The 15,554-nt window shown below is 67.6% G+C and carries 12 protein-coding genes; 6 read left to right on the top strand and 6 right to left on the bottom strand.

Annotation, left to right across the window (positions count from 1 at the left end; translation table 11 throughout):
- Positions 1 to 7: 7 nt before the first annotated feature.
- The 4 genes from ruvX to gshB form a co-directional block, all read right to left on the bottom strand.
- Positions 8 to 433, bottom strand: coding sequence for a Holliday junction resolvase RuvX (gene ruvX / locus ACYRGX_RS02020; protein WP_473054951.1), 426 nt, complete (start codon positions 431 to 433; stop codon positions 8 to 10).
- Positions 430 to 996, bottom strand: coding sequence for a YqgE/AlgH family protein (locus ACYRGX_RS02015; protein ID WP_473054950.1), 567 nt, complete (start codon positions 994 to 996; stop codon positions 430 to 432). Before ACYRGX_RS02015 ends, ruvX begins: the two co-directional genes overlap by 4 nt.
- 49 nt (positions 997 to 1,045) lie before the next feature.
- Positions 1,046 to 1,939 (bottom strand): energy transducer TonB, encoded by an 894-nt coding sequence (locus tag ACYRGX_RS02010; protein ID WP_473054949.1) that lies wholly within the window; start codon positions 1,937 to 1,939, stop codon positions 1,046 to 1,048.
- Between the two features lie 61 nt (positions 1,940 to 2,000).
- Complete coding sequence (gene gshB, locus ACYRGX_RS02005) at positions 2,001 to 2,954, bottom strand: glutathione synthase (protein ID WP_473054948.1); 954 nt, start codon at positions 2,952 to 2,954, stop codon at positions 2,001 to 2,003.
- 216 nt (positions 2,955 to 3,170) lie between these two features.
- On the opposite strand from gshB, the gene pilG reads away from it, so the two are divergent.
- From pilG to ACYRGX_RS01975, 6 genes are all read left to right on the top strand, one after another.
- On the top strand, positions 3,171 to 3,578 hold the full coding sequence (gene pilG, locus ACYRGX_RS02000) for a twitching motility response regulator PilG (RefSeq protein WP_473054947.1): 408 nt from the start codon (positions 3,171 to 3,173) through the stop codon (positions 3,576 to 3,578).
- A gap of 29 nt (positions 3,579 to 3,607) precedes the next feature.
- Complete coding sequence (gene pilH, locus ACYRGX_RS01995) at positions 3,608 to 3,970, top strand: twitching motility response regulator PilH (protein WP_473054946.1); 363 nt, start codon at positions 3,608 to 3,610, stop codon at positions 3,968 to 3,970.
- A 38-nt stretch (positions 3,971 to 4,008) separates the two neighbouring features.
- Entirely contained in the window at positions 4,009 to 4,539 is a 531-nt protein-coding gene (locus tag ACYRGX_RS01990) for a chemotaxis protein CheW (RefSeq protein ID WP_473054945.1), read from the top strand.
- A gap of 80 nt (positions 4,540 to 4,619) precedes the next feature.
- Entirely contained in the window at positions 4,620 to 6,665 is a 2,046-nt protein-coding gene (locus ACYRGX_RS01985; RefSeq protein ID WP_473054944.1) for a methyl-accepting chemotaxis protein, read from the top strand.
- Positions 6,666 to 6,716: 51 nt separating this feature from the next.
- Positions 6,717 to 13,073 carry an Hpt domain-containing protein gene (locus tag ACYRGX_RS01980; RefSeq protein ID WP_473054943.1) on the top strand — a complete coding sequence of 2,119 codons (6,357 nt, stop codon included), beginning with the start codon at positions 6,717 to 6,719 and terminating at the stop codon, positions 13,071 to 13,073.
- Positions 13,074 to 13,084: 11 nt separating this feature from the next.
- Positions 13,085 to 13,552, top strand: coding sequence for a chemotaxis protein CheW (locus tag ACYRGX_RS01975; protein WP_473054942.1), 468 nt, complete (start codon positions 13,085 to 13,087; stop codon positions 13,550 to 13,552).
- A gap of 548 nt (positions 13,553 to 14,100) precedes the next feature.
- Here ACYRGX_RS01975 and rimK read toward each other — a convergent pair.
- Together rimK and rimB are read right to left on the bottom strand one after the other, a co-directional pair.
- Positions 14,101 to 15,006: a 30S ribosomal protein S6--L-glutamate ligase gene (gene rimK / locus ACYRGX_RS01970; RefSeq protein WP_473054941.1), complete on the bottom strand. Its 906-nt coding sequence runs from the start codon at positions 15,004 to 15,006 to the stop codon at positions 14,101 to 14,103.
- Positions 15,003 to 15,464, bottom strand: a complete 462-nt coding sequence (gene rimB / locus ACYRGX_RS01965; RefSeq protein ID WP_473054940.1) for a retropepsin-like aspartic endopeptidase RimB — start codon at positions 15,462 to 15,464, stop codon at positions 15,003 to 15,005. The genes rimK and rimB overlap by 4 nt, the downstream gene beginning before the upstream one ends.
- Positions 15,465 to 15,554: the final 90 nt, after the last annotated feature.

Raw genomic sequence — 15,554 nt, 5'->3', positions numbered from 1 at the left:
GCCAGGGTCATTGGGCGTTTTGTTCCAGCCAGCCTTGCAGCAGTAGGGCGGCGGCCAGGGCATCCACCGGGTCTTCGCGATAGCCGCCACGCTGGCCCTGGGCCAGGCGTTGGCCCTTGGCCTCGTAGGTGGTCAGGCGTTCGTCGTGGGTGAATACCGGCAGGTTGAAGCGGCCGTGCAGGCGGCGGGCGAACTTCTCCGCGCGCTCGCTCATGGCACTGGGCGTGCCGTCCATGTTCAGTGGCAGGCCGACCACCAGCGCGTCCGGCTGCCATTCGCGCATCAGGGCTTCGACGCGGGTCCAGTCCGGCACGCCGTCGCGGGCCTTGAGCACGGAGAGTTCGCGGGCCTGGCCGGTGATCACCTGGCCGACGGCGACGCCGATCTGCCGGGTGCCGTAGTCGAAGCCGAGCAGCAGGCGCGGAGCACTCATGCGTGGCCCGCCTGGCGGGCGAGCAGGTTGAGGTCCACGCCCAGCTGTGCGGCGGCGGCGGCCAGGCGCTGGCCAGGCGCGACGTCGAACAGGATCGAGGGATCGCAGGGGCAGCTCAGCCAGGTGTTCTCGGCCAGCTCACTCTCCAACTGACCGGGCGCCCAGCCGGCGTAGCCGAGGGCGATGAGGTGGCGCTCGGGACCTTCATTGGCACCAATCGCGAAGAGCACGTCCTGGGACGTGGTCAGCGCCAGCTCGCCGAGCGCCAGGGTTGCCTGGTACTGCGGGCCGGCGGGATGCAGCACGAAGCCGCGCTCGGTCTGCACCGGGCCGCCTTCGTAGATCGGTACGCCGCGGCAATGCGCGGCCGGCTCGACGCCGGGGCGCAGCTGCGCCATGACATCGGCGAGATCGAGTCCGCCGGGACGGTTGACCACCAGGCCCATGGTGCCTTTGTCATCGTGCTCGACCAGGTAGACCAGCGTCTGCGCGAAGTGCTCGTCCTCGAGCTGCGGCATGGCGATCAGCAGGTGGTTCTTCAGGGAAGTGGGGGCGCTTTTCATGGGGCACTAGTTTGGGGCTCTGCGCGGCAAGCCACAAGCCGCCGGCGCATCAGCGGCTGGAAAGGCGGTCGCCGCGCTCGAAGCGCCAGGTGCGGATGATCTCCAGGCGGTCGATGTCGGCCAGGTCGCCGCTGAACGGTGCGTAGGGCGCGGCCAGGCGCACGATGCGCTGCGCTGCGCGATCGAGCACCGGCTGGCCGGAGGATTCCAGCACCTGGACCTCGTACAGCGAGCCGTCGCGGTTGATCGACACCAGCAACCGCAACTGCCCGTAGATACGTGCCCGGCGGGCCTCGTCGGGGTAGTTGAGGTTACCGACCTGCTCGACCTTCTTGCGCCAGGCCTCCTTGTACCAGGCGCCCTTGTCGCGCATCGTCGAGGCGGCGTTGAGGCGATGGATCTTCGGCCGCTTGGCGTACAGCTCGCGCTCTTCGGCGAGCTCCGCCTCGAGGCTGGCGATCTCGTCCGAGAGGCGTGCGCGCTCGGCGTCCGGGGTGACCGTCGGCTGCTCCGGACTGGGCGGCTGCTGGGCTTTGTCTACCGCGACCTGCTGTGGTTGCGGCGCCCGGGTGGTGAGCACCTTCTGTGGCTGTGGCGGACTCGGCGGAGGCGTCGGCGCGGCCTGCGCGACGGGGTTGATGCGGGTGTCCTGGAAGGGGGCGAGCTCCGTGGTGCGTGGCCGTTCGGCCTGTTCCAGCGAGCCGCTGCCCTGCTGGTTGTCGGCGGCGAGAAAGTCGGCCTTGTCCGGCTTTTGCTCCTGGCTGAAGGTCGACAGGGTGACCTCCAGTGACTTGCTCGGTGGCGCCGCCTCCGGAAAGGCGAAGCCGACCCCAAGCAGCAGGGCCGCGTGCAACAGCGCCGCCAGCATCAGCGTGAAGCCCAGGCGGTCCGCGGAGCGGACCGTCGGCGGGGCGACGCGGGGCGAGGACACGGCTGCATTCATCGTTACTTACCACAGGGTCCGCCGGCGGCAGAGGACCGCCGGCATGGTGGGCTCGCGGCGCTCAGGCGCGCTGCAGCTTGCCTTCGATGGCGTCCATCAGGCGCTCGCCGATCCGTGTGTCGTAGGCCGCGTCGATCTCGCGGATGCAGGTCGGACTGGTCACGTTGATCTCCGTGAGGTAGTCGCCGATCACATCCAGGCCGACGAACAGCAGGCCGCGCTCGCGCAGTGCCGGGCCGACCTGGGCGGCGATCCAGCGGTCCCGCTCGCTCAGCGGGCGCGCCTCGCCACGCCCGCCGGCGGCCAGGTTGCCGCGGGTCTCGCCGGCGGCGGGAATGCGCGCCAGGCAGTAGTCCACCGGCTCGCCGTCGATCATCAGGATGCGCTTGTCACCGTCCTTGATCGCCGGCAGGTAGCGCTGCGCCATGATCTGCCGGCGACCGTGGTCGGTCAGCGTCTCGAGGATCACCGAGAGGTTCGGGTCGCCCTCGCGATGGCGGAAGATCGAGGCGCCGCCCATCTCGTCCAGGGGTTTGAGAATGACGTCACCGTGTTCGGCGGCGAACTGGCGCAGGATGTCGGCCCGTCGGCTCACCAGGGTCGGCGGCGTACACTGCGGGAACTGCGTGGCGAAGAACTTCTCGTTGCAGTCGCGCAGGCTCTGCGGACGGTTCACCACCAGCGTGCCGCGGCGTTCTGCCAGTTCCAACAGGTAGGTGGCGTAGACATACTCGCTGTTGAACGGCGGGTCCTTGCGCATCAACACCACGTCCAGTTCGTCCAGGGCGATGTCTTCTTCCTCGCCCAGGGTGAACCAGCGCGCGGGGTCGGCGAACACCTGCAGGGCGCGCACGCGTCCGCGGGCCCGGTCGCCGAGCTGGTAGAGGTCCTGGGGTTCCAAGTAGTGCAGCGACCAGCCGCGCGCTTGGGCGGCGAGCAGCATGGCCAGTGAGCTGTCCTTCTTGTAGGAGATGCTCGCGATGGGGTCCATGACAATCCCGAGGCGAACGCTCATGGGGTGATCCTCCAGAAAATGGGGCGAGGGGCCGACGGGCCCGGGCAAGGCGTGAAGGGTCGCTTCCGGGGGCCTTGGGGTCAAGGGAAAAACCTTGTCCCGCGGGGGCTTGTGGTCTGCCCTGGGAGAGTGTGCTAAAACAGCTGCGGCGCGGTTGTGCGGTCCTTGCCGGCCGTCTCCGGCCGCGTGACGGAACCGACAAGGCGGTGCAGCGACATGGAACAGCATGCCGATGGTTTGAGGGTGATGGTGATCGACGACTCCAAAACGATTCGTCGTACGGCCGAGACCCTGCTCAAGAAAGTGGGATGCGACGTTATCACCGCGGTGGACGGCTTCGACGCCCTGGCGAAGATCGCCGACAGTCACCCGCGGATCATTTTCGTCGACATCATGATGCCGCGTCTGGACGGCTATCAGACCTGTGCCCTGATCAAGAACAACAGCACCTTCCGTGGCACGCCGGTAATCATGCTGTCCTCCAAGGACGGCCTGTTCGACAAGGCCAAGGGACGCATCGTCGGTTCCGACCAATACCTGACCAAACCTTTCAGTAAGGAAGAGCTGCTGGGCGCGATCAAGACCCACGTACCGGATTTCACCCCGGTGGAGCAGGCTTCCTGACGTTATTTTTCTGATTCTGGGGAACCCGCATGGCCCGTATTCTGATCGTCGATGATTCGCCTACCGAGATGTACAAGCTCAGCGCCATGCTCGAGAAGCACGGCCACCAGGTCCTCAAGGCGGAAAACGGTGCCGACGGCGTCGCTCTGGCGCGCCAGGAAAAGCCCGATGCGGTACTCATGGACATCGTCATGCCCGGCCTCAACGGCTTCCAGGCCACCCGCCAGCTAAGCAAGGACGCGGAGACCTCGCAGATTCCGGTGGTGATCATCACCACCAAGGATCAGGAGACCGACAAGGTCTGGGGCAAGCGCCAGGGCGCGCGTGACTACCTCACCAAGCCGGTCGACGAGGACACCCTGGTCAAGACGCTGAACGCGGTGCTGGTCTGACCGACCACAGCGTCCACGGAGTCTCCAGCGGGGGTGCCATGCCGTCGATTTCTCCCTTTCAGCTGCTACAGGACATCGATCGCCGTTGTCGCGCCCGGGCGCGCCTGCCCGAAGCCGCCCAGCTCGAGCCGAACTGGAGCGGCGTGGGTTTTCGCCTGGCGGGACTGCAACTGGTCGCGCCCATGGGCGAGGTGGCCGAGGTGTTGCATGAGCCGCGCCAGACCCAACTGCCCGGGGTGAAGCCCTGGGTATTGGGGGTAGCCAATGTGCGTGGCCGGCTGCTGCCGATCATCGACCTGTGCCGTTTCATCGGGCGCGAGCCCTCGTCGCAGCGCAAGGAGCGGCGGGTGCTGGTGGTGGAGTTCGGCGAGATCTTCAGTGGCTTGCTGGTGGACGAGCTGCTGGGCATGCAGCATTTTCCGCGTAGCGCCTTCCGCGCCCAGTCGCAGGTCCAGGACGCCGCGTTGCAGCCGTTTCTCTGCGGGACCTTCGAGCAGGCGCAGGCATGGCAGGTGTTCAGCCCGCACATCCTCGCGCAGCACCAGGCGTTTCTCGACGTGGCGGCCTGAGCCGGCACCCAGGGGTGGCCGTTCGCGCGGCCTTTGATCATTTACGGATTCGATGCAGTAGGCCCGGGGGTAGGGCGGATATGAGTAGAGTGAACGTGGGACATCTGCTGGGCGGGATGCGCAGTAGTACGCTGATTGCCGGCCTGTTCGTCGTGCTGATCGTTTCCATCGTGCTGCTGTTCGCCAACTTCGCCTACCTGGAACGACAGGCCGGCTTCGACACCGAGTACCTCGGGCATGCCGGCGAACTGCGCGTGCTTTCGCAGCGCATCGCCAAGAACGCCAGCGAAGCGGCGACGGGCACCGCCGATGCCTACCCGCTGCTCAAGGCCGCGCGGGACGAGTTCGAGTCGCGCTGGCAGGCCCTGCGCGAGGGCATCGCCGACAGCTCCACACCGCCTGCCCCGGCGCCGGTGCAGGCGCAGATGGACGAGCTGCAGGGCGACTGGGACAGCCTGCGCGAAAACACCGATCGCATCCTCCAGGGGCGCGAGACGGTGCTGGCCCTGCATCAGGTCGCGCAGACCCTGGCGCAGACCATCCCGCAGTTGCAGAGCGACTACCAGCAGGTGGTCGAACGCATGATCGCCAGCGGCGCGCCGGCCTCCCAGGTGGCCATCGCCCAGCGGCAGGCGCTGCTTGCCGAGCGCATCCTCGGCTCGGTGAACAAAGTGCTCGCCGGCGACGACGACTCGGTGCAGGCCGCGGACGCTTTCGGCCGCGATGCCAGCCAGTTCGGTCGGGTTCTCGCGGCGATGCTCGGCGGCGATGCGCAGATGGGCATCGAGCAGGCCCAGGGGCCGGTAGCGCAGCGCCTCAACGACGTGGCGCGGCAGTTCGAGTTCGTCTCCGGCTCGGTCGAGCAGATCCTCGCCGCCTCGCCCGAGCTGTTCCAGGTCCGCGAATCGGCCAACACCATCTTCGGCGTCTCCCAGGTGCTGCTGGACAAGGCCTCACAATTGGTCGTCGCCATCGAGGCGCAGGTCGAGACGCGCAACCTGCACACGGTCGCCGGCTACCTGCTCGGCGCCCTGGCGCTGGCCTGCGTGCTGCTGATCGGCGTGGTGATCGTTCGCGACGCCCGCCGCACCGTCGACGAGAGCAAGGAAAAGAACGACCGCAACCAGGCCGCGATCCTGCGTCTGCTCGACGAGATCGCCGACCTCGCGGACGGGGACCTGACGGTGACGGCGACGGTGACCGAAGACTTCACCGGCGCCATCGCCGACTCCATCAACTACTCCATCGACCAATTGCGCGAACTGGTCGAGACCATCAACCAGACCGCAATGCGGGTGGCTTCCGCGGCCGAGCAGACCCAGACCACCGCGATGAACCTGGCCGAAGCCTCGGAGCACCAGGCGCAGGAGATCGCTGGCGCCTCGGCGGCGATCAACGAGATGGCGGTGTCCATCGATCAGGTGTCGGCCAACGCCGCGGAATCCTCGGCGGTGGCCGAGCGCTCCGTGGCCATCGCCAACAACGGCAGCGAGGTGGTGCATAACACCATCATCGGCATGGACAACATCCGCGAGCAGATCCAGGACACCGCCAAGCGCATCAAGCGCCTGGGCGAATCCTCCCAGGAGATCGGCGATATCGTCAGCCTGATCGACGACATCGCCGACCAGACCAACATTCTCGCCCTCAACGCCGCGATCCAGGCCTCCATGGCCGGCGATGCCGGGCGTGGTTTCGCCGTGGTCGCGGACGAGGTGCAGCGCCTTGCGGAACGGTCCTCCGCGGCGACCAAGCAAATCGAGGCGCTGGTGAAGACCATCCAGACCGATACCAACGAGGCGGTGATCTCCATGGAGCAGACCACCACCGAGGTGGTTCGCGGTGCGCGCCTGGCGCAGGATGCCGGTGTCGCTCTGGGCGAGATCGAGACCGTCTCCAGCTCGCTGGCTGCGCTGATCCAGAGTATTTCCAATGCAGCGCGCCAGCAGGCGTCGTCCGCGGGCCACGTTTCCAACACCATGAACGTGATCCAGGAAATCACCTCGCAGACCTCGGCCGGCACCACCGCCACTGCGCGCAGCATCGGTGAACTGGCCAAACTGGCCAGCGAGATGCGGCGTTCGGTGTCCGGTTTCACCCTGCCCGACGCTCAGCCCCGTGGCTGAGTGTCCTGAATTCCGGCGCCGCCTCGCGGCCCGGCCGACAGTGGAGTGGGCATGAGCGAACGCCACGACCAGATCGCCCTGGACTGGCTCAGGAGCGGCATCACCGAGGCGCTGACACAGGCCCGGCAGAGCCTCGAAGACTACGTCGAACAGCCCGCCGAGGAGGCGCCGCTGTACGACTGCCTGGAGCGACTGCACCAGGTGCGCGGCAGCCTGCGGATGGTTGAATTGCCCGGCGGCGCATTGCTCGCCGAGGAATTGCAGCTGTTGCTGCAGGCGCTGCTCGACGGGCGCGTGGAGGCCCGTACCCAGGCGATCGAAGAATTGATGCAGGGCATGTTGCAACTGCCGCGTTATCTGGAGCGGGTGCAACTGGCCGGACATGACCTGGCGCATCCGCTGCTGCCGCGGCTGAATGCGCTGCGCGAATTGCGCGGCGAGCCGGCGCTGCCCGAATCGCGCCTGTTCGATGTGCCCTTGCCGCCGAGCGCCCCGCCGCTCGACGCGGAGGTACTGGAACACCTGGGGCGTGCGGAAACCCAGGCGCAATTGCGCAAGTTGCGCCAACACCTGCAGATGGCCCTGCTCGGCCTGTTGCGAGGCGAGCAGACGGCGGCGCTGCTGGAGCACATGGGCAAGGTCTTCCAGCGCCTCTTCAAGCTCGCTCCACAGGCGCCGTTGGCACCCTTGTGGACGGCAGCGAGTGGTTTGGTCGAAGGCCTCGCCGTCGGTGGCATCGCCGCGGGGCCCGCCGTCAGCGAACTGTTGCGCCAGGTCGACCAGCGTCTGCGCCAATTACTCGAGCAGGGCGCCGAGGGCTTCGACCAGGCGCCACCGGCGGACCTGCTGCGCGGGCTGCTCTACCACATCGCGGCCGCCACCTCGGCCAGCCCGCAGATCGAGGCCTTACGCCAGGCCTATGACCTGAGCGCACCGACTGAGGACGAGTCGCGGCAACTTGAGGGCCCCGACCAGGACGCACTGCAGTCGGTGGTGGCCGCGCTGCGCGAAGAACTGGGGCGGGTCAAGGATGGCCTCGACCTGTTCGTCCACGGCGAGCGCCGGCAGCCGGAGACGCTCGCCAACCTGCGCCTGCCGCTCAAGCAGATCGCCGATACCTTGCTGATGCTCGGCCTGCAGGCCGAGCGGCAGCGCCTGAACGAACAGTTGCAGGTGCTCGATGCGCTGGTCAACGGCGAGCGTTCTGCCGATGAAGGGGCGCTGCTGGACATGGCGGCGGCCTTGCTCGAGATCGAGGTCGGTCTGGCAGCGCTGCTTGGCCAGGAAGAGGGCAACAGCGAGGACAGTCGCCTACCGACCACCGATATGGCGCAGATCCAGCGCCGCGTGGTGCGTGAGGCGAGGGTCAGCCTGGAGCAGGTCAAGGACGTGGTCGTCGAGTTCATCGCCGCGCAATGGTCCGCCGATGTGCTGGAGCCCGCGCCCGGTTTGCTCATGCAGACCGCTGGTGCCCTGCGCATGGCCGAGCAGAGTCGCGCCGCGGCCTTGCTCGAGGCCTGCGCGCGCTTCCTCCGCGAGAAGTGGCTGGAGGGCCAGGCGATTCCCGCCTGGGAACAGCTCGATGCGCTGGCCGACGGTATCAGTGCGCTGGATTACTACCTCGAACGCTGTGCGGAAGATCGCGCCGCACCGGGCGAGCGGATGCTCGATACCGCCGCCGAGAGCCTGGCACGCCTGGGTATCTCGCCGTCCGGCGAAGCGGCCGCCGTGGAGTTGCCATTGGCGCTCGCCGACGAAGCGCCGATGCTCTCCGAGCCCGAGCCCGAGCCCGAGCCCGAGCCCGAGCCCGAGCCCGAGCCCGAGCCCGAATCCGTTGCCGATGACGTCATCGAACCCCCGGTGATCGAGGTGCCAGCGGAGCCGGTGGCCGCGATCAACCCGCCTGCCCGCGAGGCGCCACCGAGCCTGCTGCCGCCGCCGGCGGGCGAAGAACCGGTGGACGAAGAGCTCATCGAGGTCTTCATCGAGGAAGCTGGCGAGGTGCGTGAGAGCCTCGCCGAGCAACTGCCCGAATGGCGTCTGGCGCCTGCCGCGCAACCTGCCATCGGCGAGGTGCGGCGAGCCTTCCACACCCTCAAGGGCAGCGGGCGCATGGTCCGCGCGCTGGTCATCGGCGAACTCGCCTGGGCGGTGGAGAACCTGCTCAACCGCCTGCTCGAACAGAGCATCGCCGCCAGCGCCGAGCTGGTCGAGGTGGTGGACGCGGTGTTCGAAGTGCTGCCGCAGTTGGTCGAGGAGTTCGCGGCCGGCCGCCAGCGCCAGCGTGACGACGTCGATCAGCTCGCCGCCGCGGCCCATGCCCTGGCGCGTGGCCGTCCGGTGCCGATGCCGGTGCTTGGTGCCGCGCCTGTGGCGGACGAGACGCCGGAGGACAGCGATCCTCTGCTGCTGGAGATATTCCGCAGTGAGGCTCTGGCGCATTTGCGTACCCTGGCGGACTTCTGCAAGCGTTGCCAGACTGCCGCGTTGCCCATCGACGAGACCCTGCAGCGAGCCCTGCACACGCTCAAGGGCAGCGCTCACATGGCCGGCGTACAGCCGATGGCCGAGCTCGCCGGCGCCATGGAGCGACTGGTTCGCGAGTATCGCCTGGCACTGCTGCCCTGCGAATCGGACGAAGCGCAGTTGCTGGGACGGGGCCACGATCTGCTCGAAGTAGGCTTGCAACGGGAAGACAGCCGACTGCGCGAACCGCTGCTGGGCGCAGGCGAATGCATCGCGGCGCTGGATCGGCAATTGGCCGAGCGCCTGGGCGCCGCCAATGAGCCTGAGGCGGCGACCGGCAGTCCGGTAGGGGACTTCCTGCATCGCGCGGTGGACGTCCTCGGCGAGGCGGAACGGCTCCTCGCGCTGTGTCAGGCACAGCCGAGCGAGGCGCCGCTGGCTGAGCTGCGCACGGCCCTGCAAACGCTGCAGGCGGACGCCGGGCAAATCGGTTTGAAGCCGCTGGAAGCCCTGGCCGCAGGCCTGGTTGATTGCCTGGAGCGCTTGCAGCACGCCGGTGCGCCCGATGCCTTGAGTCTCGCGCTGCTCGACGAAGGCGTCGAGGCGCTCAACGATCAGCTCGACCAGGCGGCGGGCGGCTCTCCGCTGAGCGACCACCCGCAACTGCTCGAACGTCTGCAATCCGTTCCGCTCGTTGCGCCCGGAGCGTCCCTGCCCGATGCTGCCGTAGAGCCAGAGCCAGAGCCAGAGCCAGAGCCAGAGCCAGAGCCAGAGCCAGAGCCAGAGCCAGAGCCAGAGCCAGAGCCAGAGCCAGAGCCAGAGCCAGAGCCAGAGCCAGAGCCAGAGCCGAGCCTTGCAGCGCCTTCGGCGGAACAAGACCTGCTCGACCTGTTCCTGGACGAAGCCGGCGATCTGCTGCAGAGCGCCGACCTTTCACTGCAGCGCTGGCGCGACGGCGTAGCCGACAGCCTCGGCCTCGCGGCTCTGCAGCGTGACCTGCAGACCCTCGAGGGCGGCGCGCGGCTCGCCGGTCATGAACCGGTCGCCACGCTTGCCGATGCCTTGCAGGCCGTCTACGAAGCCCTGTTGGATCGTAATCTGACACCTCACAACGGCAACCTGGCGCTGCTCGAACGGGCTCACGCCGCGCTCGCTGAACAACTGCGGCTGTTGCGTCTGGGGGATGTGCCAGCGTGCTCCCAGGGGTTGCTCGATGACTTGCAGGGCTTGCGCCGCCAGGTCCGCGAGGAAAACCTGCAGCCGCTGACGAGGGCGCCCGAGCCCACCCGTGATGCCGAGCTGTTGGAGATCTTCCTGGAGGAAGGGTTCGACCTGCTCGAGCAGTCCGGCGCCTCCTTGCAGCGGTGGTTGAGCGATCCGGTGGACCTGCGCGAGATCGCCACCCTGCAGCGTGATCTGCACACGCTCAAGGGGGGGGCGCGGATGGCCGAGGTCACCGCGCTGGGCGATCTCGCCCACAACCTCGAGGATATCTACGAGGGCTTGGGCAGCACTCGCCTGCACTATGACGAAGCCCTGGCAAGCCTGCTCTTGCAATGCCAGGACCGTCTCGCCGACATGCTCGAGGGGCTGCGCGAAGGCCGCGAGCCGGAGCCCGCCGAAGACCTGCTGCAGGCGCTTGCCGCTTGGCGGGCGGGGCCACCCGCCGCGCCTCAAGCGGCCGAGGTTCGGTTGTCGCCGGCGGCACCGTCGTCGACGGTCGACGACGAGATTCTGGACATCTTCATCGAGGAAGCCGAAGAGCTGCTCGAAGGCTTCGACGCCGCCCTCGGTGCCTACCGCCAGGCACCGGACGAGCGTCAGCATCGCGAAGAACTGTTGCGTCTGCTGCACACCTTCAAGGGGGGCGCGCGGCTGGCGGGCCAGCGTGCGCTCGGCGACTTGGCGCACAACCTGGAGCAGCGCATCGGCGAGACTGGCGAGCGGCCGGACGCGGTGCTGTTCAGCGACCTCGATCAGGGCCAGGCGGGATTGCGTCAGGGGCTGCGGTTGTTGCAGCAGCAGCGCCATGCCGAGCCGGCTGCGGCGCCGCCCGCGACCGCTGTCGAGCCGCCCTCGGCGCAACCCCAGGCGCCCAGCGTGAACGCGCGGCGGGCGCCCCAGGAACAGGTGCGGGTCGCGGCGGAGTTGCTCGAATCGCTGGTCAACCTGGCCGGCGAGACCTCGATCTTCCGTAGCCGTGTTGAGCAACAGGTGAGCGACGCCACGGCCACCCTGGGCGAGATGGAAGCGACCATCGAACGCATGCGTGACCAGTTGCGCCGCCTGGATACCGAGACCCAGGCGCAGATCCTCTCCCGTCAGCAGGACATCGAGCGCAGCGGCTACGAGGACTTCGATCCGCTGGAAATGGACCGTCACTCGCAACTGCAGCAGCTCTCCCGGTCGCTGTTCGAGTCCGCCTCGGACCTGGTCGACCTGAAGGAAACCCTGGCGAACCGCAACCGTGACGCCGAGGTGCTGCTGGCCCAGCAGGCACGGGTCAATACCGAGCTGCAGGAAGGCCTGATGCGGACCCGCATGGTGCCGTTCGAGCGCCTGGTGCCGCGCCTGCGCCGCATCGTCCGGCAGGTCGCCGAGGAGCTCGACAAGGCGGTCGATTTCCAGGTCGGCAACGCCGAGGGCGAGCTCGATCGCAGCATCCTGGAGCGTATCGTCGCGCCGCTGGAGCACATGCTGCGCAACGCCGTCGATCATGGTCTCGAGGACACCGAGCAGCGTCTGGCGGCCGGCAAGCCGCGACAGGGCCAGATCAGTCTGGAGATCGGCCGGGAGGCTGGCGACGTGGTCATCCGCCTGGCCGACGACGGTCGCGGCATCGACCTCGCCGCGGTTCGCCGCAAGGCGATCGAGCGGGGCCTCATGCAGGCGGACGACGAACTCGACGAGCAGCAGGTGCTGCAGTTCATCCTCGAGGCCGGATTCTCCACCGCCAGCCAGGTCACCCAGATTTCCGGGCGTGGCGTCGGCATGGACGTGGTCAACGCGGAGATTCGTGCGCTCGGCGGTAGCATGCAGATCCTTTCCGAGGCCGGTCGGGGCACGCGCTTCGTCATCCGCCTGCCGTTCACCGTCTCGGTCAATCGCGCGCTGATGGTGTACTCGGGCGAGGACCTCTACGCCGTTGGCCTGAACACCGTAGAGGGCATCGTGCGGGTCTCCGCCCTAGAGCTGGAAGCCTACTACGCGACCAGTGCGCCGCGCCTGGAATACGCCGGGCAGACTTACGCGTTGCACTACCTCGGCGAACTTCTGGGTAATGGCAGTCAACCCAAGTTGACCGGCCAGAGCCTGCCACTGCCGGTTCTGCTGCTGCACTCGGCGGACGTTGCCCTGGCGTTGCAGGTGGATAGTCTGGCGGGTTCCCGGGAAATCGTGGTGAAGAGCCTGGGGCCGCAGTTCGCCGCGGTTCCGGGAATTTCCGGAGCGACCCTGCTCGGCGATGGCCGGGTGGTGGTGATCCTCGACCCGCTGGCGCTGCAGCGCGCGCGTCAGCAGCGCCAAGGAGGCACGCGCGAGCCGCAGGAGGCGCTGGTCGAGAGCCCGAAGCGGACGACGCGGGTGATGGTGGTGGATGACTCGGTGACGGTGCGCAAGGTGACCGGACGCCTGCTCGAACGCCATGGCATGCAGGTCAGTACCGCCAAGGACGGTGCCGAAGCGCTGCTGCTACTGCAGGAGCAACGCCCCGATGTGCTCCTGCTGGACGTCGAGATGCCGCGCATGGACGGCTTCGAAGTCGCCACGCGCATACGCCACGACGAACAGCTCAAGGACTTGCCGATCATCATGATCACCTCGCGTACCGGCGAGAAGCACCGCGAACGGGCGCTGGCCATTGGCGTGGACGACTACCTCGGCAAGCCCTACCAGGAAAACCAGCTGCTGGCGCGCATTGCCGAGCTGGCTGGCAACGGCTAAGGAGATCCGTGATGAGCGAGCACGCCGCGCCCGTCGACACCCTCAATGCGCTGATCCTTTCGCTGGCCGATCGGCAGTTGCTGCTGCCCAGCGTGGCACTGGCCGAGCTGATCGGCCAGCAGGGCGTGACGCCCGTGCCGGGCGCGCCGGACTGGCTGTTGGGAACCCTGAACTGGCGCGAGCGGCAGGTACCCTTGCTGTCCTTCGAGCGCGCTTCCGGCGGCCACACCGAGGGGCAGGGACGCCTGCGCATCGGTGTGTTCAATGCCATTGGCGGCCATCCCGGGCTTTCCCACTATGCCCTGCAGTTGCGTGGCATCCCGCACTCCCTGAGGGTCGACGCACGGTTGCCGCGTGCCGAAGCGCCGCTGGGAGCGTTGGAGCTGGACGCCGCCAGCCTCGGTGAGCGGGTGCTGAAGATTCCCGACCTGGATGCGCTGGAGCGCATGCTGGTCGGCGCTCTGGCGGATCTTGGCTGAGCGCTTCTGGAGCAGACCTCTGTGAGGCGTGCGGATAGCTGCCTATGGCCGCGCGTTTTTGGCGAAGTAGGGAGTAACAGGTCTTTGCCACCGAAGGCCCGGTGTACCTGCTCTAATCTGAATCTGAGCCGCTGGTGTTTGCGGTTTTGTGCTTGGGCGTAGAAGCGTCGCGCTTTCCTCGGATGGGACGACAGGTTTCGCCCTGCACGGCGACCTACTTCTTCTTGAGTGCGGATGGCCGCCCCGATCAAGAAGAAGTAGGCAAGAAGAAGACCACCCCACCATCCGGCCCCGGCCGCGCCAGCGGGCGGGGCCGGATCGCCGGGGCAATGGTTTTGCCCTCTTTTGCCGCGGCCGGCGAGGTGCAACAAAAGAGGGTCGCCCAGGAGGGCGAAACAGGGAGTCCCGGAGGAACGCCGACAACCGTCCTTCGTCCTTTGGCACCGAAGGCCCGGTGCACGGGAGACGCGGAGCGTCTCGGGAGGCATGCCCACGCAGGAGCGTGGGAACGATCAGATGAGCCGCTTCTACGCGTGACCTCGCACCACTCAACCCTTGCCGCGCGTCCGCGTCAGCCCGGGCTCGGCATGCTTGGCCAGGTGGTCGAGGATCATCCCCGCCACATCCTTGCCCGTGGTCTGCTCGATGCCTTCCAGGCCCGGCGAGGAGTTCACCTCCATCACCAGCGGCCCGTGGTTGGAACGCAGGATGTCGACACCGGCCACCGCCAGGCCCATCACCTTGGCCGCGCGGATCGCGGTGGAGCGTTCCTCGGGGGTGATCTTGATCAGGCTGGCGCTGCCGCCGCGATGCAGGTTGGAGCGAAACTCGCCCGGCTTGGCCTGGCGCTTCATCGCCGCGATCACCCGGTCGCCGACGACGAAGCAGCGGATGTCGGCACCGCCGGCCTCGCGGATGTACTCCTGCACCATGATGTCCTGCTTGAGCCCGAGGAACGCCTCGATCACCGATTCGGCGGCCTTCTGGGTCTCGGCCAGTACCACGCCCATGCCTTGGGTGCCTTCGAGCACCTTGATCACCAGCGGCGCGCCGCCGACCATCTGGATCAGGTCGGGGATGTCGTCGGGGGAGTGCGCGAAGCCGGTCACCGGCAGGCCGATGCCCTTGCGCGAGAGCAGTTGCAGGGCTCGCAGCTTGTCCCGCGAGCGGCTGATGGCGACCGACTCGTTGAGCGGATAGACCCCCATCATCTCGAACTGGCGGAGCACCGCGCAGCCGTAGAAAGTCACCGAGGCGCCGATCCGCGGGATCACCGCGTCGAAGCCCTCCATGGGTTGGCCGCGGTAATGGATCTGCGGCTTGTGGCTGGCGATGTTCATGTACGCCCGCAGGGTATCGATGACTTGCATCTGGTAGCCGCGCTGTTCGCCGGCCTCCAGCAGACGTCGGGTCGAATACAGGCGGGGATTACGCGACAGCACGGCGATCTTCATGGGGCACCGATGAGAATCTGGGGTTTGTCCTGGACGTAGGCCAGTGCCGGATTGACCAGCAGGCCGCCCTCCACCAGTGCCTTGGCACCGAGCAGTACCCGGTAGCGCATGGTCTTGCGGCAGGCGAGGGTGAATTCCACGGGCCAGGCGCGATCGCCCAGCGCCAATAGAGTACGGATGGCGTAGCGCGTTTGCACCTGGCCGTTGGAACTCTTGATGGTCTTGCGGCGCAGCAGCGGCGCCTCGCAGCGATGGCGGCGCTGCACCAGGGTGCCTATGTGCGCGGTGAAACGCACCCAGCGCTCGCCGTTGCGCTCGAACTCGGTGATTTCCGTGGCGTGCAGCGCGGAGGTGCTGGCACCGGTGTCGATCTTCGCGCGCACGCCGACCATCCCCAGGTCGGGCAGGGCGATCCACTCGCTCAGGCCGATCACCGCGAGCTGGTCGTTGGAGTTCAAGCGGGCGCACCTCCGTGCGGTATGGACGTCGGGACGGATTGCCGGCGACGGGCGGGCTGTGGTCCGATGCACACAACCCTACAACAGCGT

This window comes from Pseudomonas sp. R4-15, from assembly GCF_055768815.1.
Note: the sequence above shows the minus strand (reverse complement) of the source record. Positions and strands in the feature narration are given on the sequence as shown.